At 72.1% G+C, this 22,674-nt stretch carries 16 protein-coding genes; 4 read left to right on the forward strand and 12 right to left on the reverse strand.

Annotated elements, in window-relative coordinates; all coding sequences use genetic code 11:
• Nucleotides 1–39 precede the first annotated feature (39 nt).
• On the reverse strand, nucleotides 40–543 hold the full coding sequence (locus tag L6E12_RS28015; RefSeq protein ID WP_035285477.1) for a MarR family winged helix-turn-helix transcriptional regulator: 504 nt from the start codon (nucleotides 541–543) through the stop codon (nucleotides 40–42).
• A gap of 296 nt (nucleotides 544–839) precedes the next feature.
• Here L6E12_RS28015 and L6E12_RS28020 point away from each other — a divergent pair, with 296 nt between their 5' ends.
• The 3 genes from L6E12_RS28020 to L6E12_RS28030 all read left to right on the forward strand — a co-directional run bounded on the left by L6E12_RS28020 (nucleotide 840) and on the right by L6E12_RS28030 (nucleotide 3,245).
• Nucleotides 840–1,136, forward strand: a complete 297-nt coding sequence (locus L6E12_RS28020) for an MTH1187 family thiamine-binding protein (RefSeq protein WP_236230922.1) — start codon at nucleotides 840–842, stop codon at nucleotides 1,134–1,136.
• A gap of 11 nt (nucleotides 1,137–1,147) precedes the next feature.
• The gene (locus L6E12_RS28025) at nucleotides 1,148–2,020 is read left to right on the forward strand and encodes a hypothetical protein (protein ID WP_236230923.1); all 873 of its coding nucleotides are present in this window, start codon (nucleotides 1,148–1,150) and stop codon (nucleotides 2,018–2,020) included.
• 253 nt (nucleotides 2,021–2,273) lie between these two features.
• Nucleotides 2,274–3,245 carry a tetratricopeptide repeat protein gene (locus L6E12_RS28030; RefSeq protein ID WP_236230924.1) on the forward strand — a complete coding sequence of 324 codons (972 nt, stop codon included), beginning with the start codon at nucleotides 2,274–2,276 and terminating at the stop codon, nucleotides 3,243–3,245.
• A gap of 218 nt (nucleotides 3,246–3,463) precedes the next feature.
• Here the strand turns inward: L6E12_RS28030 and L6E12_RS28035 are convergent, their stop codons facing one another.
• The 6 genes from L6E12_RS28035 to L6E12_RS28060 all read right to left on the reverse strand — a co-directional run bounded on the left by L6E12_RS28035 (nucleotide 3,464) and on the right by L6E12_RS28060 (nucleotide 14,177).
• Complete coding sequence (locus tag L6E12_RS28035) at nucleotides 3,464–4,948, reverse strand: neutral zinc metallopeptidase (RefSeq protein WP_236230925.1); 1,485 nt, start codon at nucleotides 4,946–4,948, stop codon at nucleotides 3,464–3,466.
• A 135-nt stretch (nucleotides 4,949–5,083) separates the two neighbouring features.
• Entirely contained in the window at nucleotides 5,084–6,469 is a 1,386-nt protein-coding gene (locus tag L6E12_RS28040; RefSeq protein ID WP_236230926.1) for a neutral zinc metallopeptidase, read from the reverse strand.
• Between the two features lie 48 nt (nucleotides 6,470–6,517).
• Complete coding sequence (glgB, locus tag L6E12_RS28045) at nucleotides 6,518–8,674, reverse strand: 1,4-alpha-glucan branching protein GlgB (protein WP_374201958.1); 2,157 nt, start codon at nucleotides 8,672–8,674, stop codon at nucleotides 6,518–6,520.
• 89 nt (nucleotides 8,675–8,763) lie between these two features.
• Entirely contained in the window at nucleotides 8,764–10,101 is a 1,338-nt protein-coding gene (locus L6E12_RS28050; RefSeq protein ID WP_236230928.1) for an aminoglycoside phosphotransferase, read from the reverse strand.
• Entirely contained in the window at nucleotides 10,098–11,912 is a 1,815-nt protein-coding gene (treS, locus tag L6E12_RS28055; protein ID WP_236230929.1) for a maltose alpha-D-glucosyltransferase, read from the reverse strand. The genes L6E12_RS28050 and treS overlap by 4 nt, the downstream gene beginning before the upstream one ends.
• Nucleotides 11,913–12,203: 291 nt before the next feature.
• Complete coding sequence (locus L6E12_RS28060) at nucleotides 12,204–14,177, reverse strand: alpha-1,4-glucan--maltose-1-phosphate maltosyltransferase (protein ID WP_236230930.1); 1,974 nt, start codon at nucleotides 14,175–14,177, stop codon at nucleotides 12,204–12,206.
• Between the two features lie 363 nt (nucleotides 14,178–14,540).
• Between L6E12_RS28060 and glgP the strand changes: the two genes are divergently transcribed.
• The gene (gene glgP, locus L6E12_RS28065; RefSeq protein ID WP_236230931.1) at nucleotides 14,541–17,081 is read left to right on the forward strand and encodes an alpha-glucan family phosphorylase; all 2,541 of its coding nucleotides are present in this window, start codon (nucleotides 14,541–14,543) and stop codon (nucleotides 17,079–17,081) included.
• 478 nt (nucleotides 17,082–17,559) lie between these two features.
• Here the strand turns inward: glgP and L6E12_RS28070 are convergent, their stop codons facing one another.
• The 5 genes from L6E12_RS28070 to L6E12_RS28090 all read right to left on the reverse strand — a co-directional run.
• On the reverse strand, nucleotides 17,560–18,672 hold the full coding sequence (locus L6E12_RS28070) for a hypothetical protein (protein WP_236230932.1): 1,113 nt from the start codon (nucleotides 18,670–18,672) through the stop codon (nucleotides 17,560–17,562).
• Nucleotides 18,673–19,070: 398 nt separating this feature from the next.
• Nucleotides 19,071–19,466: a rhodanese-like domain-containing protein gene (locus tag L6E12_RS28075; protein WP_236230933.1), complete on the reverse strand. Its 396-nt coding sequence runs from the start codon at nucleotides 19,464–19,466 to the stop codon at nucleotides 19,071–19,073.
• 28 nt (nucleotides 19,467–19,494) lie between these two features.
• Nucleotides 19,495–20,037, reverse strand: coding sequence for a cysteine dioxygenase family protein (locus L6E12_RS28080; RefSeq protein WP_236230934.1), 543 nt, complete (start codon nucleotides 20,035–20,037; stop codon nucleotides 19,495–19,497).
• A 214-nt stretch (nucleotides 20,038–20,251) separates the two neighbouring features.
• A complete protein-coding gene (gene glgX / locus L6E12_RS28085; RefSeq protein ID WP_236230935.1) occupies nucleotides 20,252–22,381 on the reverse strand; it encodes a glycogen debranching protein GlgX in 2,130 nt (709 codons plus the stop codon).
• A gap of 76 nt (nucleotides 22,382–22,457) precedes the next feature.
• The coding region (locus L6E12_RS28090; protein WP_236230936.1) for a hypothetical protein at nucleotides 22,458–22,674 on the reverse strand (217 nt) is incomplete at its 5' end.

Consider the following 22,674-nt stretch of genomic DNA (forward strand, 5'->3'; position numbering starts at 1 on the left):
CGGGCCGTCCCTGTTCTTGTGCGTGGAGACCCCGCGGGATCAGTCCTGGTAGTCGCCCGCGGCCTTGCGGACCTTCGACAGCAGGTCGGTGAGCTGCGCGGTCTGCCGCTCGGTCAGCCCCCGCAACCCGAAGTCGACGGAGGTCACCGCCGCCGTCGCCTCGGCCCGGCGCTCGCGGCCCGCCTCGGTGATCTCGGCCAGCGTCGTGCGCCGGTCCGTGGCGTGCGGGGTCCGGCGCACCAGCCCGTCGGCCTCCAACCGGTCGACGATGTTGGTGACGCTGGTCGGGTGCAGTTGCAGCCGCTCGCCCATCACCCGCATCGGCAGGCTGCCGCGCTTGGCGAAGGTCAGCAGCACCAGCGCCTCGTACCGGGCGAAGGTCAGCCCGTGCGGCTTCAACGCGGTGTCCACAGCGGACTGGAGGATCTGCTGGACGCGCATCACGCTCGTCACGGCGGCCATCGTCGAGGAGTCGCCGATCCGCTCCTCCCACAGCTCCGCGGCGCGGGCGATCGGGTCGAACGGCAACGTGCGCGGCCTCATGGGCGTTGAAGCTACCAGTGGGTTGCCCCGACCGGACCGATCAGTGGCCGCCTCCCGGGCCCGCGAACCCCGCCCTGTTCCGACCCCCGGTTCGGCAGGCGGGAACCCCACACCCACCCCCACCTCGGGCCTGCCACCCACCCCGGTCCGCCGCTCACCCCGGCCCGCCGTCTGGCTTGGCCCAGGGCCTGGCTCGGCCCGCCGCCCGGCCCGGCGCCTGCCCGGCGCTCGGGGGCGCCTGCCGCCCGATAGTGTGCGACCGGGACCGCCCACCCGCTCCCGGTGAGGAGACCACCGTGCTCATCGCGTTCAGCGTCAGCCCGCTCGGCGGCGAGTCCGAGGCGGTCGGCGCCGCCGTCGCCGAGGCCGTCCGCGTCGTCCGGGAGTCGGGCCTGCCCAACGAGACCAACGCGATGCACACCCTGGTCGAGGGCGAGTGGGACGAGGTCATGGCCGTGGTCAAGCGCGCCACCGACGTGCTGCTGGCCAAGTACCCGAGGGTCAGCCTGGTCCTCAAGGCCGACATCCGCCCCGGCCACACCGGCCAGCTCACCGCCAAGGTCGACCGCGTCGAACGCCACCTGGCCCAGTGAAGGAGACCCCCGTGGACCCCCGCCTGCTGTGGCAGTGCTTCGAGCCGTACCACACCGTCACCTACTTCACCCCGGAGTCGATCGCCGAGACCGACGCCCTGGGCTGCCGGGGCCGCTGGATGGGCTACTTCGGCATGCGCGCCGCACCCCTGGGCGCCGCCCCAGAGTGGCTGGTCACCAGCCTGTTCTACAACTTCCACCCGTCCCGCGTCCGCCGCGCCCTGCCGGAGGCCTGGACCGTCGCCTCCCCGGAGGACTTCCTGGCCGCCCGCCTGCGCGGCGTGGACGGCGCCCTCCGCCGGATGCTCGGCGACGCGGTGTCGTCCCCCGAGGTGGCCGAGGCAGCGGACCTGGCCCGCACCGCCGCCTCCTGGGCACCCACCGCCGGGCGCCCCCTCGGCGCGGCCAACGCCGCCCTGCCCCTGCCCCCGGAACCCCACCTGTCCCTGTGGCAGTCGGCCACCACCCTCCGCGAATCCCGGGGCGACGGCCACGTGGCCGCCCTGGTCACCGCGGGCCTGGACCCGGTGGAAACCCTGGTCGTCTTCGCCGCCGACACCGGCCTGCAACCCGACTACATGCGAACGGCCCGCCAGGTCCCGGACGAGGAGTGGGCGGCAGCCGAACAGCGGATGCTGGAACGAGACGTCCTCTCCGCCCCCGGCACCCTGTCCGACGAGGGCCGCGAACTCCGGGACTCGGTGGAAGCCCTCACCGACGAGGCGGCGGCGGCCCCCTGGGCGGAACTGGGCGAGCAGGGCTGCGCCCGCTTCGTCGAGCTGATGGCCCCGCTCTCCCTGACCATCACGCGCCTCAACGACCGCATGCGGGTCAACCCGATGGGCCTGGCCCCGGAAGGCGTACTGGCCGCCCTGGTCGACTGAGCCCTGTGGACAACCGTTTGCGCGTCCCCGCCCGCACCGGTTGACTCGATTCGGGGGCTGCCCAGTTCGGGTTGAGGGTGACCGGGGCATCGGGTTCGCGCTGGTGGGGTGGGCCTCGGCGGGTGTTCGCGCTGGTGGTGGGGCGGCGTTCGCCCGCTGCACACGTTCGGGGCGGGTGTCCGGATGGTGAACGCGGCCACCTTGTGGGGCAGTGGCCCGAACGGTGGCGGCGGGGGCGTGCCAGGATGTGGGGGTGACCAGGCCAGACCCACGCCAGACCGCCGCACTGTCGGCCGCCCTTTCCCGGGCCGTAGACCTGTCCGCTCTCAAAGCCCGGGCGGATGCCACCAAGACCGCCCCGCCCGCCGCCGCGGCCGGCGCCGCCAAGGCCCCCGCCGCTGACGCGGGGGCGTTCACCGTCGACGTGTCCGAGGCCAGTTTCCAGGCCGACGTCGTCGAGCGGTCCTTGCAGGTGCCGGTGATCGTGGCGCTGACCGCGGGGTGGTCGGGGCAGGCCCAGCAGTTGACCGCGATGCTGGAGAAGCTGGTCGCGGAGTTCAACGGGGCGTGGATCCTGGCCCGGACCGACATCGACGCCAACCCGCGCATCGCGCAGCTCTTCGGCGTGCAGTCGGTGCCCATGGTGGTGGCGATCGCCGGTGGGCAGCCCGTGGAGGCGTTCGGGGACGTGCCGCCGGAGGCGCAGGTGCGGCAGTGGTTGAGCGGGTTGCTCGACGCGCTGCGGGACCGGTTGCCGGGGATCGCCGCGGCCGAGTCGGCGGTGCCCGCGCCCGCCGCCGAGGTGGAGGAACCGGAGGACGAGCGGTTCGCCGCCGCCGAGGCCGCGTTCGAGCAGGGCGACTACGCCGCCGCCGAGGCCGCCTACGAGGCGATCCTCGCCGCCGAGCCTGCCAACGCCGAGGCGAAGGCCGCGCTCGCCCAGGTGCGGTTCCTGGCCAGGGCCGAGGTGACCGACCCGTCGGTGATCGTGCGCGCCGACATGTCGCCGGACGACATCGACGCGCAGTTGGCCGCCGCCGACCTCGAACTGGCGGGGCAGGCCGCTGAGCAGGCTTTCGACCGGTTGGTGGCCGTGGTGGCGCGGTCGTCCGGGGATGACCGGGACCGGGCGCGGACGCACCTGGTGTCGTTGTTCGAGCTGTTCGCCTCGGATGACCCGCGGGTGATCAAGGCTCGGCGGGATCTGGCTTCCGCTCTGTACTGAGTCTTTGAGGTGGAGGGGCCCATCCGCTGGGTGGGCCCCTTCGCTGTGTCTTGGGGTCGTCAAAACCCGATCGTTTGTCGGTGGTGCCCGGGTGGGTGGATCCGCTTGGGCCTTTGCGTAGCCGGGCCTGCGGTTGCGGGGGTGGCTGGTTTTCGCTGCGCCTCGGGGGTTCGGGTGACTGCCAGCCGGTGTGCCTCGGGCCTGCTGGTGGGGGTGGCCTAGCTGAAGCGGCTCGCGCAGCCCTTGCTGCCCTCGAAGAAGCCGACCCGGAAGGCTTCCACCCGGGCGAAGCCGGAGGGGATCTGCTTGCCCTTGGCGTCGGCGGCGATGAGGCTGTTGTCCTGCAGCAGTTCCGCGACCGCTTCGTCGAGGTCGCCGACGGCGAGGCGGAGTCTGCGGCCGGTGTTGTCGGTGGCGGTGTCGGTGTAGCGGGCCCAGGCGCCGGTCAGGCAGGCCGTGCGCAGGCCCGCCTTGTCGCCGTCGAGGGGGGCGCCTTCGGTTTTCTGGACCGACAGGGAGTAGCGGGAGGCGATTTCGGCGAAGGCGGCGAAGTCGCCGATGCCCGCGCCGTCGACGCCCGGTTCCTGGCCGCGCTTGGGTGCGGTGGCGATCTTCTGGACCTCCTCGGCGTCGACGGCGATGGTGTTGGAGTCGGGGCAGAAGGAGACCGGTGGGGTGGAGGTGCCGGAGTCGCAGTCGGCGCCGTCGTAGGTGATCTCCGGGTGGCTGTCGGTGCCGCTGAAGGCGTCCGACAGGCTCGCCTTGAGCAGCGTGCGGACCTCGTCCTTGCTGAGGTCGACGTTGCCGTCCTTGGAGTTCTCGATCTCGGAGTCCTTGCGCTCCTTCTCCACGATCCGGCCGTCGATCTCGTCGGTGTCCATCCTGGCGCAGCGGGTCGGGCCCTCGGCGAAGCCCGCCTGGAACGCGAACACCCGGTCGAACGCCAGGCCGTGCGCGCCCTGCTTCGACGCCGACAGGCCCGCCGGGTCGCGGATGAAGAACATGGTGGCCAGCACGTGGTTGAGGCCGGTGCCCGCGTTGATGTCGAAGTGCTCGGACTTCTTGTCGGCCACCCAGCGGAAGAAGCCGCCCGCGTAGCAGTCGGCCTGCTGCTCCTTGACGATCGTCGGCGTGGCCTGGCTGATGTTGCTCTTGGCGCCGAGGCGGAACTGCACCGCGTGGCCCATCTCGTGCGCGAGCACCGCCACCACCGACATCGGGCCGAACTGCTTGTCCAGCATCGGCAGCAGCACCCCCCGGTCCCAGGCGACGCTGTCGTCCTGGCCGCAGTAGAACGCGTTGACCAACTGCTTGGTGCTCTGCCCGCAGAGGGTGATCGACTTGCCCTCGGAGTCGTAGGACGCCAGCCGCTTGACCGGCTTGAACTCCTGGCCATCGAAGTCGGCGGGCATCCGCTCGCCCCAGTACCGGTAGATGTCGGCCAGCGCGTTGGTCGCCAACCGGTCCATCTCGCCGCCGTCGGCGTTCTCCACGGCCAGCTCGGCGTCCGGCACACCCTGCTTCGGGCCGCTGGGCTGGTTGTTGTCCACCGGGATGCCCGCCGCGGTGCCCGCGTCGATGTCGCCGACGCCGCGCGCCCTGCCCTCGATCGGCTTGCCCGCGCAGCCGCCCAACTGGGCCACGACGGCGACCGCGGCGGTGAGCACCACCGCCACCCTGGTCCTGGTGTTCCTTGCCCGCACGTCATCCCCACACTTCGCTCTGCGCAGGCCAGGGGCCCGCCGCCGGATGGCTGCACCCTACTGGGCAGTGGGCGGGAGTGGACCCCGATCAGCTCGCAGCGGCACGGAAGTGAGCAACTTTCGTGACAGTGGGCGTCAGGTCAGCCCGCACTTGCCGTCACCGCCGGTGAAGCCCGCGCGGAAGGCGGCCACCCGGTCGAACCCGGCGGGGATCGCCGCGCCCTGGGCGTCGCGGGCGACGTAGTCGTAGTCGAGCAGCACCTGCACGGCCTCGTCGAGGTCGCCGGGGGACAGGTACTGCCCGGCGGAGTCGAACAGCGACCCGGTGAACGAGCCGGTCAGGCAGACGACCGAGCGCTGCGCGTCCGCCCCGTCCAGCGGCTTGCCCACCGCGGCCCTGGCGGCCAGCGCGTAGCGGCCCGCCAGCAGCGTGCCGGTGGCGTAGTCGCCGATGTCGCCGTGGATGCCGGGCAGGTCGTCGCGGTCGTCGAGCTCCACGGTCTTGGCGGTGGCGCAGTAGGCCACCGGCCCCTGCTTGCCCCCGTCGCAGGTGGGGTCGCCCGCCACCGCCTTCACCTGCGGCTTGGCCCACTGCTTGCCCGCCTTGGTGACCAGCCCGCCGAAGTAGGTCTCCAGCCCGGGGGTGATCGAATCGACGATCTGGTCGAACTCGATGTTGCCGCCGCGGGCGGCGTCGTCGGCGTTGGTGAACCCGGTGAGGGTGAACTCCCGGTTGCCCACCGTCATCCCCGCGCACAGCTTGGCGCCCTGGTCGTAGCCGTCCTGGAACGCCGAGACCCGGTCGAAGGCGTCGCCGTGCGCGCCGCCGTCGGTCTGGTCGGTGCCGATCGGGTCGCGGAAGCTGATCAGCGACTCCAGCGCCGAGTCCAGCCGCTCCTTCTCGATGGTCAGGTGCGGCGCCTTGCCGTCGGCGACCCAGCGCACGAACGAGCCCGCGTAGCAGTCCGCCATCGCCTCGATCAGGATCGTCGGGAACGCCTGCGGCGTGGCCCGCCGCTGCTCCATGCCCGCCCCGGTCCGCGCCTGCACCGCGTGCCCGATCTCGTGCGCGAGCACCAGCACGACCGCGGCCTCGCCGAACCGCTCGCGCAGCACCGGCAGCAGCGCCGCCCGGTCCCAGGCGATGGCGTCGGAGGTCGGGCAGTAGAATGCGTTGCCCTCCACCTCGACCGGGCTGTCCGCGCACGGCGGTTTGGGGCTGTCCGCGTCGGAGGTGTCGACCGAGTAGTAGCCGCCGGTCAGGTCGTTGAACTGGGTGTCGAAGGTGGCGGGGAAGGCGTCGGTCCAGTACGCCCGCACGTCGTCGACGACGGTGGCGGCCAGCCGGTCGATCTCGCCGTCGTCGGTGTTCTGCACGAACGACGTGTCCGCCGCCCCGCCCCTGTCCGGGGCCACCACCGAGCCCTGGCCGACCGGCGTGCCGGACACGGTGGTCGTGCAGGCCACCAGCGCCACGGCGAGCGACAGCGCCGTGAGGAGGCGGGGCAGACGGGTGCGCACCCGTCCAGTGTGCCGCAGGACGGGTGCGCGATGGGGCCGATCCGGCGCTCAGTCCTCCGGGACCAGCCAGACCACGCCCTGCGGGGGCAGGTTCAGCACCACCGACGACGACCGGCCGTGCCACGGGGTGCCCTCGGCGGTGACCACGCCGTAGTTGCCCACCCCGGACCCGCCGTAGACCTCCGCGTCGGTGTTGAGGACCTCGCGCCAGCGCCCGCCGTGGGGCAGCCCCACCCGGTAGTCCAGGTGCGGGGCGCCCGCGAAGTTGGCCACGCAGACCAGGTCGCCGCCACCGCCGTGCCGGGCGAAGCTGAGCACGTTGTTGGCCGAGTCGTTGGCGTCGATCCAGGAGAAGCCCTCGGGGCGGACGTCGTCGGCGTAGAGCGCGGGCCGGTCGCGGTAGACGGCGTTGAGGTCGCCCACCAGCCTGCGGACACCACCGTGGAAGTGCTGCTCGGTCAGCTCCCAGTCCAGCGAGCGCGACTCCGACCACTCGCGGACCTGGCCGAACTCCTGGCCCATGAACAACAACTGCTTGCCGGGGTGCGCCCACATGAAGGCCAGCAGGGCGCGCAGCCCCGCCGCCTTGTTCCAGTCGTCGCCGGGCATCCGCGTCCACAGCGAGCCCTTGCCGTGCACGACCTCGTCGTGCGACAGCGGCAGGACGAAGTTCTCGCTCCAGGCGTAGACCAGGGAGAACGTGACCTCGTTGTGGTGGAACGCCCGGTGCACCGGGTTGTGCCCGATGTAGTTGAGCGTGTCGTGCATCCAGCCCATGTTCCACTTGAAGCCGAAGCCCAGACCGCCCAGGTGCGTCGGCCGGGTGACGCCGGGCCACGCGGTGGACTCCTCGGCGATCATCACCGAACCGGGGTGGTGCTTGTAGACGGTGGCGTTGAGTTCCTGGAGGAACTTGACCGCGTCCAGGTTCTCCCGGCCGCCGTGGATGTTGGGCAGCCACTCGCCGTCCTTGCGCGAGTAGTCCAGGTACAGCATCGAGGCCACCGCGTCGACCCGCAGGCCGTCGATGTGGAACTCCTCCATCCAGTACAGGGCGTTGGCCACCAGGAAGTTGCGCACCTCGGAGCGGCCGAAGTCGAACACCAGGGTGCCCCAGTCGGGCTGCTCGCCGCGGCGCGGGTCGGCGTGCTCGTAGAGCGGGCTGCCGTCGAACCGGGCCAGCGCCCAGGCGTCGCGCGGGAAGTGCGCGGGTACCCAGTCCATGATCACGCCGATGCCGCGGTTGTGCAGGGCATCGACGAACTCCCGGAACTCGTCCGGGGTGCCGAACCGCGAGGTCGGCGCGTAGTAGGAGGTGACCTGGTAACCCCACGAGCCGCCGAACGGGTGCTCGGCGACGGGTAGCAGCTCCACGTGGGTGAAGTTGTGCTCGACCAGGTAGTCGCCCAGCTCCTGGGCCAGCTCGCGGTAGCCCAGGCCCTGGCGCCAGGAACCGAGGTGCACCTCGTAGGCGCTCATCGGCGCGGCCGACCAGTCGGTGGCGTCGCGCCGGGCGATCCACTCGTCGTCGGTCCAGGTGTGCGCCGAGGTGGTCACCACGGACGCGGTCTGCGGCGGGACCTCGGTGGCGAAGGCCATCGGGTCGGCCTTCTCGTGCCAGTGCCCGTCGGCGCCGTGGATGCGGAACTTGTACCGGCTGCCCACCGGCACGCCCGGGATGAACAGCTCCCACACACCCGACGAGCCCAGCGAGCGCATCGGGTTCGCCCGGCCGTCCCAGCCGTCGAAGTCGCCGCATACCCGCACCCCGCGCGCGGTCGGCGCCCACACCGCGAAGGAGGTGCCGGTGACCGTGCCGTTGGGGGTGTCGTAGGCGCGGGGGTGGGCGCCGAGGATCTCCCACAGGCGCTCGTGCCTGCCCTCGCCGAACAGGTGCAGGTCCAGCTCACCCAGCGTCGGCAGCCAGCGGTACGGGTCCTCCACCAGCTCCGGGCCGGTGCCGTAGTCCACTTCCAGCAGGTACTCGTTCGGCACCACGGGCACCGCGGCCTCGAAGAAGCCGGAGAGGCCCTCGGCCAGTTCGTGGCGGTCGCGGCCGATGAGCACCGCCACCGACTTGGCGTTCGGCCGCAGCGCGCGGACCACCGCCGTGCCGGGCTTCGCCGGGTCGGCGTGCGCACCCAGCACCGAGTGCGGATCGTGGTGGGTACCGGCGAGCAGGCGCTCGATCTGGTCCGTCGTCAAGAGAGTCAACCTCGATCCTGTGCGTCGGGCCCTGTCGCGGTCCAGTGGTACCCGAATCGGTCAGCCTGAAAGGTCTCGTGCCCGCGCGGTCACGCCGCGCGCTTGATCGCCGCCAGCGGGATCGCCACCCAGTCCGGGCGGTTGCGGTGCTCGTAGCGCACCTCGTAGACGGCCTTGTCCAGCTCGAACGCGCGCAGCAGCACGGCGTGCTCGCGCGGGTCGCCGCCGACGGTGGCGTAACCCTCGCAGAACGCCGCCCGGTTGCGGTCGGCCCACTCCGCCGCCCGGACCTCCTGCTGGTGGTCCGGCTCGCCCCCGGCCACCAGGTGCAGGGCCGCGTAGTCGAACGAACGCAGCATCCCGGCCACGTCGCGCAGCGGTGAACGGGTCAGCACCCGCTCCTCCGGCGCCGCCGCGGGCTCGCCCTCGAAGTCGATCAGCACCCAGCCCGCCGTGGTGCGCAGCACCTGGCCCAGGTGCAGGTCACCGTGCACGTGCTGCACCGGGATGCCCCCGGACACCCCGCGCACCGCGTCGAAGGCCGCCCGCACCGCCGACTCGTGCTCGGCCAGCTCGGGCACCTCCAGCAGCACCTCGTCGAGCCGCCGGTGCATCCGCGCCAGCGACGACTCCATCCCGGCCGCGTCGACCACGTCGCTGCCCAGGGTGGTGGCCAGGTCGGCGTGCACCTGGGCCACCGCCGCCCCCAGCCGCGACGCCTCGCCCGCGAAGTCGCCGCCGACCTCGCCCGCGTGCAGGTCGCCCTCGGCCAGCAGGTCGCGCACGCTGGCGGTGGCCGTCGCCCAGCCCTCGGCGGAGTCGCCGAGGAAGCGCTGGGCGAAGCCGAGCACCGCCCCCGCGCCCTCGACGATCCCCACCGGCTGCGCGATCTGCTTGCTGCCCGCCGCCCACAGCGCCCGGTGCAGGTCGACATCGCGGTTGGCGCCGAGCACCGGCCTGCGGAACAGCTTGAGGATGTAGTGGTAGCCGAACACCAGCGAGGTGTTGCTCTGCTCCACCCCGATCGGCCGCGCCCGCAGACCCGTCACCAGCTCCACCCCGGGCTCGGCGCGCCAGCTCAGCCCGCCGAGGTCCGCGCCCTTGGCCATCAGGTCGATGAGCCCGGACATCAGCTCCGGGTCGTGCGTGGCGTCGTAGGCGTGCGACTCGCCCAACTGCCCGATCGCGAACGGCGCCAGGTGGTCGGGCAGCTCGGCGCGCACACCGATCAGCACCTGGTACAGCTCACCATTGGCCTCGACCAGGGCGTGCACGAGCGCGGGGTCGCCATCGGCCAGGCCGACGGCGCGCTCGACCCGGACGTCGGTGAGGTCCCGCCCCTTCGCCGCGAACCAGCGCTGCGCGGGCAGCCACGTGCGCAGGTCGTCCGTCAGTGACGCCACGGCGTGCAGGGGTCGGGTGCTCACTGCGGTTCGCCCTCCTCCTGGGGATCGGTGATCTGGAACCAGTAGAAACCGTGGCCGGGGAGGGTGAGCAGGTACGGCAGCTCACCGATCGCCGGGAAGCGGACGCCGCCGGTCAGCTCGACCGGGACGCGCCCCTCCAGTTCGGACAGGTGCAGCTCCACCGGCTGCGGGAACCGGGAGAGGTTGTTGACGCAGATGACCATGTCCTCGGTGCCGTCCGGGCGGGTGTGCCTGCGCAGGTACGCCAGCACGCTCGGGTTCGAGGAGCCCAGCTCGGTGAAGTCGCCCTTGCCGAACGCGGTGTGCTCGGTGCGCACCTGCAGCATCCGCCGCGTCCAGTGCAGCAGCGACGACGTGTTGTTCATCTGCGACTCGACGTTGACCGCCTGGAACCCGTACACCGGGTCGGCGATCGCGGGCAGGTACAGCCGCCCCGGGTCGCACCGGGAGAACCCGGCGTTGCGGTCCGGCGACCACTGCATGGGGGTGCGCACCGCGTCGCGGTCACCCAGCCAGATGTTGTCGCCCATGCCGATCTCGTCGCCGTAGTACAGCACCGGCGAACCCGGCAGCGACAGCAGCAGCGCGGTGAACAGCTCCTGCTGGTTGCGGTCGTTGTCCAGCAGCGGCGCCAGCCTGCGGCGGATGCCGATGTTGGCCTTCATCCGCGGGTCCTTGGCGTACTCCGCGTACATGTAGTCGCGCTCGTCGTCGGTGACCATCTCGAGGGTCAGCTCGTCGTGGTTGCGCAGGAAGATGCCCCACTGCGCGCCACCGGGGATCGCCGGGGTCTGCGCCAGGATCTCCGAGATCGGGAACCGCGACTCCCGGCGCACCGCCATGAAGATCCGCGGCATCAGCGGGAAGTGGAACGCCATGTGGCACTCGTCGCCACCCACCTCCGGGTCGCCGAAGTACTCCACCACGTCCGCGGGCCACTGGTTCGCCTCCGCCAGCAGCACCCGGCCGGGGTATTCGTCGTCGACGACCTTGCGGCACTTCTTCAGGAACTCGTGCGTCCGGGGGAGGTTCTCGCAGTTGGTGCCCTCCTCCTCGAACAGGTACGGCACCGCGTCCAGGCGGAACCCGTCGATGCCGATGTCCAGCCAGAACCGCAGGACGTCCAGCATCGCCTCCTGGACCTCGGGGTTCTCGTAGTTGAGGTCCGGCTGGTGGGAGAAGAACCGGTGCCAGTAGAACTGCCCGCGCACCGGGTCGTAGGTCCAGTTCGAGGTCTCGGTGTCGACGAAGATGATCCGCGCGTCGGAGTAGCGCTCATCGGTGTCGGACCAGACGTAGTAGTCGCCGTAGGGGCCGTCCGGGTGGTTGCGCCCCTCCTGGAACCACGGGTGCGCGTCCGAGGTGTGGTTGAGCACCAGGTCGGTGATCACCCGGATGCCCCGCCGGTGGGCTTGGTCGAGCAGGTAGCTGAAGTCCTCGACCGTCCCGAACTCCGGCAGGACCGCCCGGAAGTCGGAGATGTCGTACCCGCCGTCGCGCAGCGGCGACGCGTAGAACGGGGGCAGCCAGAGGCAGTCCACCCCGAGCCACTGCAGGTAGTCCAGCTTGTCGGCCAGCCCGCGCAGGTCGCCGGTGCCGTTGCCGTCGGAGTCGTTGAACGCGCGGACGAGCACCTCGTAGAAGACCGCGCTCTTGTACCACTCGAAGTCAGGGGGCGCTTGGCGGGCGGAGGTGAAGTCCTCGGCCTGCGGCTCCACCAGGTGGCCGTCGGCGGTCACCGATTCACCCGTGTGCGGAACGCCCTCGAGCCCCAGTGCCGCGTCCGGCGCGGCGTCGTTGTCAACCGTCATGCTAAGTCGCCCTGTCACCGTCGTCGTTGTCGGTTGGCAATGCGTACACCACGTCCACTCGGCACGCACTCCCGACCCTGCCCTGACCTCGCGCTCCGGCTTCGTCCCGCACCCGGGGGTCTCGACGGTGTTCCGGGCGCGTCCCCCGATGAGCTACCACGGAGACGGCCGGTTCAAGCGTCGTGGACGCGATCCACCCGGACAGACGCACAGCCGAACCCTGCCGCGGCAGGACAGCGCGGAACCGCCGAGCGCCTCCCGGCACCCGGCGATCCCCGTCCCGCCGCCCCGCTACCGGCGGATGTGCACGATGTGCGCCACGGCCTGCCACGGGTCGAGCCGGACGTAGTTGCCGATCGACGAGCCCCACTCCCAGGTCTGCCCCGACACCTCGTCGTGGACCTGGTAGGTGCGGTTCGGCTCCAGGCCGAGCGCCTTCCAGTCCAGCCACAGCCAGCCGTCCTGGGTGGTGTTCGGGTCGAGCGTCACCACGACCACCACGGTGTCCCCGGTACCCGGGTCGACCTTGGAGTAGGCGATCAGGCCCTCGTTCTCCACTGTGTGGAAGGTCAGCGTCCGTAGCTGCTGCAACGCCGGGTGCGCCCGGCGGATCGCGTTGAGCCGGGTCAGCCACGGTTGCAGCGACCGCCCCTCGGCCAGCGCCGTCGCGTAGTCGCGCGGCCGGAGCTGGTACTTCTCCGAGTCGAGGTACTCCTCGCTGCCCGGCTTCACGGCCTCGTTCTCGAACAGCTCGTACCCGGAGTACACCCCCCAGGTGGGAGACATCGTCGCCGCCAGCGCCGCCCGGATGGCGAACATCGCCCGCCCGCCGTGCTGCAACGACTCGTGCAGGATGTCGGGGGTGTTGACGAACAGGTTCGGCCGCGACTCGTCGGCGTGCTCGACGATCTCCCGGCCGAACTCGGTCAGCTCCCACTTCGCCGTCCGCCAGGTGAAGTAGGTGTAGGACTGGGTGTAGCCCAGCTTCGCCAACCCGTAGAGCCGCGCCGGGCGGGTGAACGCCTCGGCCAGGAACAGCACGTCCGGGTGCTGCGCCTTCACCTGCCGGATCAGCCACTCCCAGAAGTCCGGCGGCTTGGTGTGCGGGTTGTCCACCCGGAACACCTTGACGCCGTGGCTCACCCACAGCAGCACGACCCGCAGCGCCTCGGCGTAGATGCCCTCGGGGTCGTTGTCGAAGTTGACCGGGTAGATGTCCTGGTACTTCTTCGGCGGGTTCTCCGCGTAGGCGATGGTGCCGTCGGGGCGGGTGGTGAACCACTCCGGCGCCTTGCTCACCCACGGGTGGTCCGGCGCGCACTGGAGCGCGAAGTCCAGCGCGACCTCCAGGTCCAGCTCCCTGGCCCTGGCCACGAACGCGTCGAAGTCGTCGAAGTCGCCAAGCTGCGGGTGGATGGCGTCGTGCCCGCCGTCGGAGGACCCGATCGCCCAGGTGGAGCCGACGTCGCCGGGCTGGGACACGACGCTGTTGTTCGGCCCCTTGCGGTTGACCTCGCCGATCGGGTGGATCGGCGGCAGGTAGACCACGTCGAAGCCCATGGCCGCGATCCGGTCCAGCTCCTTGGTCGCGGTGCGGAACGTGCCGTGCACGGGGTTGCCCGCCGCGTCCACCCCGCCGGTGGAGCGGGGGAAGAACTCGTACCAGGAGCCGTAGAGGGCGGCCTTGCGGTCGACCAGGATCTGGTACGCCTTGCCCTTGGTCACCAGCTCGCGCACCGGGTGCTCGGTCATCACCCGCTGCACCGACTCCGAGAGCGCCTCGGCTATCCGCGCCGGGAGGGGCACGGTGGTGTCGCGCAGCGCCCGCGCGGCGGAGATCAGCAGCTTGCGCTCGACGCTGCGGTCGGGCCGCCTGCCCACCCGCTCGACCAGCCGCGCCCCGATCTCCAGGTCGTTGGCCAGCTCGTCGGCGTCCTGCCCGGCCGCCACCTTCACCTCGACGGCGTGCCGCCACGTGCTCCACGGGTCGGACCAGGCGTCGACCCGGAACGTCCACAGCCCCTCGGCGTCGGGCACCACGTCGGCGGCGAACCGGTCGGTGTCCTTGCCGAGCGAGCGCATCCGCGTCCGGCGGGCCCGGGCGTCACCCGGCCCGCGCCAGGTGACCGTTGCGGCGACCGCGTCGTGGCCCTCGCGCCAGACGGTCGCCTCGATCGGGATGTGTTCCCCCACAACGGCTTTGGAGGGGTAACGACCGTTCGACACGATCGGGGAGACGTCATCGATGCCCAGGCGACCGCTCACCGGTCAGGCTCCTCTCGGTCGCGGGTGCTTGCCCCCAGTCTGCCTTGCTCGATCCAGTCGCACACACCGACCTCCCCATCCGAAAACGCAGGCATTGCTCGAAGACGTACCCCGCCCGGCCCGCCCCTCAACCACCCCGGCGCGACCCCGAGCCGAGCTTCCCCCATAGGCACCACCGCACTCCTCCGGTTCCTGACTCCCTGTCACCCCAACCGCTCCACGGCCACCTCCCGGCAACCTGTCTGCCGTACGCGCGCCCCCTGCCCGCTTCTTTTGTTACTGGCGCGTAGCCCCGGCTCCCCGGGGCGGGCGGTCCGGCGGGGTGGCTTGCTCGATCCAGGTTCGCCGCTAGGGTCGGTCAGCGTGAAAGCCGTACGTCGATTCACTGTCCGCGCCGGTCTGCCCGAGGCGCTCGCCGACCTGGGCACCCTCGCCACGAACCTGAGGTGGACCTGGCACCCGCCGACCCAGGACCTGTTCGCCGCGGTCGACCAGGCGATCTGGGAACGGGTCGGCGGCGACCCACTGCACCTGCTCGCCCAGGTCCCGGCCGAGCGGCTGGAGGTGCTGGCCACCGACGACTCGTTCCTGGCCCGGGTCGCCGAGGTCGCCGACGACCTGCGCCGCTACCTCCGCGAACCCCGGTGGTACCAGCACCGGGCAGCCGAGCTGAACGGCACCCGAATGCCCGACTCCATCGCCTACTTCTCGATGGAGTTCGGCGTCACCGAGGCGCTGCCCAACTACTCCGGCGGCCTCGGCGTCCTCGCGGGCGACCACCTCAAGGCGGCCTCGGACCTCGGCGTCCCGCTGATCGGCGTCGGACTGCTCTACCGCTCCGGCTACTTCCGCCAGTCGCTGTCGCTGGACGGCTGGCAGGTCGAGCACTACCCGGTGATCGACCCGAGCGGCCTCCCGCTCGAACCCCTCACCGAGCCCTCCGGCACCCCGATCCTGGTGCACGTGGCGATGCCCGGCGGCCGGGTGCTGCGCGCCCGGATCTGGAAGGCCAACGTCGGCCGGGTGCCGCTGCTGCTGCTCGACTCCGACATCGAGGAGAACTCCGACGACCTGCGCGGGGTCACCGACCGCCTCTACGGCGGCGACCAGGACCACCGCATCCGCCAGGAGATCCTCGCGGGCGTCGGCGGCGTCCGGGCGGTCCGCACCTACTGCGAGCTGACCGGCGCCGCCCAACCCGAGGTCTTCCACACCAACGAGGGCCACGCGGGCTTCCTCGGCCTCGAACGCCTCCGCGAACTGGTCTCCAGCCAGGGGCTCGACTTCGACCAGGCGCTGTCGGCGGTGCGGGCGGGCACGGTGTTCACCACGCACACCCCGGTCCCCGCGGGCATCGACCGCTTCCCGGTCGACCTCGTCCAGCACTACTTCGGCGACGAATCCCTCCTCCCCGGGATCGATCTGCGCCGGGTCCTGGCGCTCGGTGCCGAGGAGAACCCCGGCATGTTCAACATGGCGCACATGGGACTCCGCCTGGCCCAGCGTGCCAACGGCGTCTCCCAGTTGCACGGCGCGGTCAGCCGCAGCATGTTCGGCGCCCTGTGGCCCGGCTTCGACACCGACGAGGTGCCGATCACCTCGGTCACCAACGGTGTCCACGGCCCGACCTGGGCGGCCAAGGAGATGACCACCCTCATCGGCGACCCGGAGACCCCCGGCGCCGACATCGCGGACGCCTCGGTTTCCGACGCGCAGCTGTGGGACCTGCGCTGCGGCCTCCGCGAGCGCCTGGTCGGCGAGGTCCGCCGCCGGGTCCGCGCCGCCTGGCTCCAGCGCGGCGCCTCCGCCCTGGAACTGGGCTGGACCGACTCGGTGTTCGACCCCGACGTGCTCACCGTCGGCTTCGCCCGCCGCGTGCCCACCTACAAGCGCCTGACCCTCATGCTGCGCGACCCCGACCGGCTGCGCGCCCTGCTGCTGCACCCGGACCGCCCGGTGCAGCTCGTCGTGGCGGGCAAGTCGCACCCCGCCGACGACGGCGGCAAGGCCCTCATCCAGCAGATCGTCCGCTTCGCCGACGACGTCGGCATGCGTCACCGCATCGCGTTCCTCCCCGACTACGACATGTCCATGGCCCGCTACCTGTACTGGGGTTGCGATGTCTGGCTCAACAACCCCATGCGCCCGCTGGAGGCTTGCGGCACCTCCGGCATGAAGGCCGCCCTCAACGGCGGTCTCAACCTCTCCATCCGCGACGGCTGGTGGGACGAGTTCTACGACGGCAGCAACGGCTGGGCCATCCCCACCGCCGACGGCGTCAACGACCCCGTCCGCCGCGACGACCTCGAGGCCGCCGCGCTCTACGAGCTGCTCGGCTCCCAGGTCGCCCCGCTGTACTACGACCGCGACGCCGCCGGGGTCCCCACCCGCTGGATGTCGATGGTCCGGCACACCCTGTCCTCGCTCGGCCCGCAGGTGCAGGCCTCCCGGATGGTGCGCGAGTACGTCGAGTCCGCCTACGCCCCCGCCGCCACCGCGGGCGCCCTGGCCCAGTCCGACGACTTCCGCGTCGCCCGCGACCTCGCCGCGTACCGGCGCAGGCTCTCCGGTGCGTGGCAGCAGGTCCGCGTCGTCGACTGCGAGCTGAGCCTGGACGAGGGGCAGACCCCGGTCATCGGCGAACGCGTCCACGTGCACGCCACCGTCGACCTCGCGGGCCTGACCCCCGACGACGTCGAGGTGCAGGCCGTGGTCGGGCGGGTCGGCGACACCGACGAGCTCTCCGATGTCGTCACCGCGACCATGCACCCCGTCGCCGCGGGCCGGTACACCGTCGAACTCCCGCTGCCCCATGCGGGAGCCCTCGGTGTGACCGCCCGGGTCCTGCCCAAGCACAACCTCCTCGCCACGCCCGCGGAGCTGGGCAAGGTGGTCCTCGCCTGAGCCGGACCCGAGACCGGGGCCCGATCGGCACCCGGTGGGTCAGCGCCAGAGACCGGGTCGGTCCGAACCTCCGCGTTCGGACCGACCCGGTCTGCTTTCACCGGTCATCAGGCCGAATCCCCGCGTCCGTCCGCAGTGGACCGCGTCAGTCAGTGCCCATCCCGTCGCCTCTCGTCTGTGGTGTCGTGTGTGGTGCCGCTCGTGCCGTTCCCACCCGCCGCCGTGGCTGCCCCTGATCCGAGAATGCCCGACCTCCCGGTCGTTTGCGAGGGATGTCCCACCATCGAGTGAAGACTCGTTTTTGCACCTCACACCACCTCGACCATCGGTACAGTCGAACACGTGTCCACCTCGGGCGTCAGGCCCGAGGTGCCGGGAAGCGAAAGGACAGTCCTCATGGGAGAGTGCGTTCAGGCAGGTCGGGGCCACCGGTCGAAGAGTGGTTCGGAGAGCCGCCCGGAGCGGCCGGAAAGACCCGTCAGGCGAGATCGAGCCGGGAGCGGGTAGCGGCGACCCTGGGCCACCACGGCACCAGCCGTTCGGCCTCGTCCAGCGCCGCGCGGGCGGCCCGGTTGTCGCCCGCCGCCATGTGCGCCCGGGCGAGCGTGGCCAGGTCGTCGGCGCGGCCGAGCCGGTCGTCACCGGAATCGGCGGCGAGGCGGGCCAGCGAGATGGCCTTGGCTGTGTTGCCGAGCAACAGCTCGTGCAGCGCGCGGGAGCCGTTGAGCTTGTGCGCCGGGTAGCCCAGCGTCTCGGCGTTCTCGAAGGCCTGGACCGCCGTGCCCAACCCGAGTTCCGCGTCGAGGTGCCCCGCCTCGACCGTGGCACAGGCCAGCCCGGCCAGGGCGGCGAAGGACACCGCGGCCTCCTGCGGGGTCTGCTCGGCGTCCCCGGCCAGTGTCATGGCCAGCATGAGCGCCTCGGCGTACCGGCCCTCGGCCTCCATCACCAGGATCCGCGCCGCGGTCGCCGTCCGCAGGTCCGGGTGGGCCTCGGCCAGTTCGGCGGCCAACGCGGCGGCGACCTCCAGGTGCCCCTCCTGGGCCGCGTCGACCGCCCGGCCGACCAGCAGGGCCGCGTCGAGCTGCCGGGCGCGCACCCCGGTGAGCTTGGGCAGCCGCAGGAGGTACCACCCCGTCGACGTCGAAGCCGCCGTCTTGCGCGGCAGCAACCCCGTTCCCACGGTGTAGGCGCAGCCGAGCGCCGCCCCGACCCAGAACCCGTTCCCAGAGGAGGAAGCGAAGACGATGGCCACCGCGACGACCGCCAGGCCGACCAGTGCGGAACACAGCGCCGCACCCCACATCCGCTTGCGCGCGGGCGCCTTCCCCGGCCCCACCGCCACCGACAGCAGCAGCGGCACCGCGCGCACCGACACGACCCGCCGGGGCGTGGTCCAGTCGGCGAGCCTGCTGCCCACCCCGATCACGATCCTGTGCACCCGAACGCCCAGCGCCACCGCACCCACGAGCATCCCGACCTGCAGGGCGGCCAACCCGACGAGCAACCCGCACAGCAGCCCGAGCAGCCCCCACCCGACCCCACCCGCTGTCCCGTCGACGAACCAGAGCAGGACACCGGCACCGATCACCAGCAGCGGAAGAGGATGGCGCAACACACGCGAGATCGGCACACGACGCAGACGCGCCACGCCCGCCCGGGGTTCCCCGCCCCCGGTTTCCCGGCCACCCACGCCACGTGGCCACTGCGCTCCAGGCTGCTCACCCCACCGGTCGGCGGGGCACCCACCGCCCACCTGACCGGCCAACCGGGCCGCCCACCGCTCGCTCACCCGGCCCGCCGGGCTGCCCCTTGCTCGCCCGGGTAGCCGACTGAGCGCTTGGCCGTTCACCTGACCAGCCTGATGGGCTGCCGCTTGCTTGCGCGGCCTGCCAACTCGAGGCACCTCAACAGTCGAGTTCGTCGCGCAAGTGTCGCGTGTGGCTGCTCAGGTCTGCCGCGCCGCGGGCTTGTGCGGTGGTGCCGGGTTCAGGGGATGGCGGGGGTGCCGCCTTCCTGCACCGGTAGGCCTGCGGCCTGCCAGGCGCGGAAGCCGCCTATGAGGTCGGTGGCGTGGGGGAGGCCCACTCGCTTGAGGTCGCGGGCGGCGAAGCTCGAGGCGTAGCCCTCGTTGCAGAGCACCACGACCGTGGTGTCCTCGGTGAAGCCGGGGATGCGGTGGTCGCCGTGCGGGTCGAGGCGCCACTCCAGGTGGATGCGCTCCACCGGAACCGCGCCGGGGATTTCGCCCTCGGTCGCCCGGTTGGCCAGCGGGCGGATGTCGACGAAGACCGCGCCCGCCCGGCGCAGTTCGTCGGCCCTGGTGGGGTCGACCCGGTCGAGTTCGGCTCTGGCCTGGGCGAGTTGGTCGTCGACGCCGCTCATCTGGGGCTCCCGGGGTGGGGCGGGGTGGTCATCGGGCGGTGCGCTGGGTGGGGAGGGGTGGGATCTCGGCGGGGACGTCGCGCAGGCTGGCGTACTCGCGGGTGGGGACCAGCGGTGGCGAGTAGGCGTGCACGCTCGCGGCCATCGTGGTGCCCAGGTTCTGCACCCGGTGGGCTCGGCCCTGGCCGAAGCCGAGTGCCGCCCCGGTGGTGTGCAGGCGGTGGCGGATCGGGCCGGACGGGTAGCGGTAGGTCTCCGCCAGTTCACCGAGCAGCACGGTGAACGAGCCGGAGGCGCCGCCGTGGTCGTGCGGGGCGGTGCCCTGGCCGGGGAGCCAGGACAGCAACCACAGCTCGACCTCGTCGGTGACGGCGAGGCGGGCCCACCAGCGCTGGGGGCTGGAGAAGCGGACCGTCGAGAGGAGTTGCTGCTGCAGTTCGGTGCTGACCGCGGTGGTGAGGTCGCGGAGTTCGGTCGGGGTCCAGAGTGGACTTCGGGGGGCGATCAGTTCCCGCAGCCGCGGGACGGCGAAGCGGGGGTGGATGTCCAGGTCGGAGGTGGAGGTGGTCATGGCGCGCGCTCCCGGGTCGTGTCGTGCTTCGACGGCGGAACGCGGTGCGCCCGGTTCAGGCCGGGGGGACCGGCGGGTGGGCGCACCGCGTGGCGCTACAGCCGCACGACGCCACCAAGAGGAGGTCGACCGTGCGGTCGCGCCACGTGAACAACGTCGCGGACCTGGTCACGACGCGATGCTGGCACGGGCCGGGAGCAATTCACCAGGCTTCTCACTGATTGGTACGCGGGGCTCGCAACAGGAGCAATGTGCGCCCGGTGAGCACCATGGCCTTGCCCGGCGACAACGGGTCGACGGCGGCGGGCACCCCGCGCGGGGTGCCGCTGTCGAGCACCGGGACGAAGCACTCGCCGTAGCGCTCCGACGGCAGGGTGATCTCGGCGGCGTCCGGACCGGAGTGCAGGAGCAGCAACCACGAGTCGTCGGCGACCAGTTCGCCCTCCCGGTTGCGCGACAGGCACTCCGAGCCGTCGATCCACATGCCGATGGTGCGGTTGCCCTCGTCGAACCAGTCCTCGTCGGTCATGACCTCGCCGTCGGCGCGGAACCACACCAGGTCCGGTTCGCCGGAGCGGGTGGGCCTGCCGTCGAAGAAGTGCGGTTGGCGCAGGGCGGGGGACTCCGCGCGCAGCGCGGTGAGGCGCCGGGTGAAGGCGAGCAGGTCCTCGGCGCGCTCGTCGGCCGCCCAGTCGACCCAGGAGGTGTGGTTGTCCAGGCAGTAGGGGTTGTTGTTGCCGTGCTGGGTGCGCCAGCGCTCGTCGCCCGCGCACAGCATCGGGGTGCCGGTGGACAGCAGCAGGGTGCCCAGCAGGTTGCGGGCCTGCCGGTCGCGCAGGGCCAGTACGGTCGGGTCGCCCGTCTCGCCCTCCGCGCCGCAGTTCCACGAGCGGTTGTCGTCGGTGCCGTCGCGGTTGTGCTCGCCGTTCTCCTGGTTGTGCTTGTGGTCGTAGGACACCAGGTCGCGCAGGGTGAAGCCGTCGTGGGCGGTGATGAAGTTGATCGACGCCCACGGGCGCCTGCCGCTGTTGCCGTACAGGTCCGACGACCCCGACAGCCGGTAGGCCAGGTCGCGCGGGCCGGTGGCGCCGCGCCAGAAGTCGCGGGCGCCGTCGCGGAAGCGGCCGTTCCACTCCGCCCACTGCACGCCGAAGCCGCCCACCCGGTAGCCCTCGCCGGTGGCGTCCCACGGTTCGGCGATCAGCTTGCGGTTCGACAGCACCGGGTCGGTGGCGATGGCGGTGAGCAGCGTCGAGTTCGGGTCGAAGGCACCGCCGCGGGGGCGGCCCAGCGCGCTGGCCAGGTCGAGCCGGAAGCCGTCGACGCCCAGCTCGGTGGCGAAGTAGCGCATCGAGTCGGTCACCAGCCGCACCACCGTCGGCGAGCCGGGGTCGAGGGTGTTGCCGCAGCCGGTCAGGTCGATGTCGCGGCCCGCGTCGTCGAGCAGGTAGTAGGCCGGGGCGTCCAGGCCGCGCATGGACAGCGTCGGGCCGTCGATGCCGCCCTCGCAGGTGTGGTTGTAGACGACGTCGAGGATCACCTCGATGCCCGCGGCGTGCAGCGCCGCGACCATGGTGCGGAACTCCTCGACCTCGTGGCCCGGCCTGCAGGCGTAGCCCTCGTGCGGCGCCAGGAAGCCCAGCGTCGAGTAGCCCCAGTAGTTGTGCCTGCCCGAGCGCAGCAGCATCGGTTCGTCGGCGTGGCTGTGCACCGGCAGCAGCTCGACCGCGGTCACCCCGAGTCGCACCAGGTGCTCGACGACCGCCGGGTGCGCCATGCCCAGGTAGGTGCCGCGCTGGTGCTTGGGCACCTCCGGGTGCAGCTTGGTGAAGCCGCGCACGTGCAGCTCGTAGACCACCGTCTCCTCGAACGGCACGTCCGGGCGGGGGCCGGTGGCCGACCCGCCCGCGGCGGCCACCACCGACAGCGGGACCGAGCCCCGCGAGTCGAGCCGGGAGGGGGCGCCGGTCAGCGCGTCGCCGCGGTGGGCGCGGACCGCGGCGAGGTCGCCGACGGTGCCGGTGATCCGCCGGGCGTACGGGTCGACCAGCAGCTTCGCCGGGTTGCACCGGATGCCCCGGCCCGGCTCCCACGGGCCGTGGACCCGGTAGCCGTAGCGCTGGCCCGGGGTGATGCCGGGGACCAGGGCGTGCCAGATGCCGAAGGTGCGCTCGGTCAGCTCGATCCGCTGCTCCACCGGGGCATCGTCCCCGTCGCCGACCAGGCACAGCTCGACCGACTCGGCCACCGAGCTAGCCACCGCGAACCGGACACCACCGGCCTCCGGGTGGGCGCCGAGGGGGAACGGGTGGCCGGGGAGCGTGCGCGGGTCAGTGTGGGACACCCGTCCATCCTCGCTCAGCTAGGCCGGACGATCGAGGGCGGTGGCGGCGGTGAGTGAGCGAAATCGCCCCCCGGGCTCAGGTCAGCCGGAAGGTGTGGTGTTCGAACGACTCCTCCTCGTCGCCCGCCCGGCGCCCGCGCGGGCGCCGGGGCACCGCGGGGCGGGCCCGCTCGGCTGGGGCCTGCCGGGCGGCGACCCCGGCCGGGTCCGGCCGGGTGGCGGCGGTGGGTTCGGGGATGGCGGGGGCCGGGGGTCTGCCGGTCGCGGCGAGCGCGGGGGTGAAGCCGACCGGG

Source organism: Actinokineospora sp. PR83, from assembly GCF_021056305.1.
GTDB lineage: Bacteria > Actinomycetota > Actinomycetes > Mycobacteriales > Pseudonocardiaceae > Actinokineospora > Actinokineospora spheciospongiae.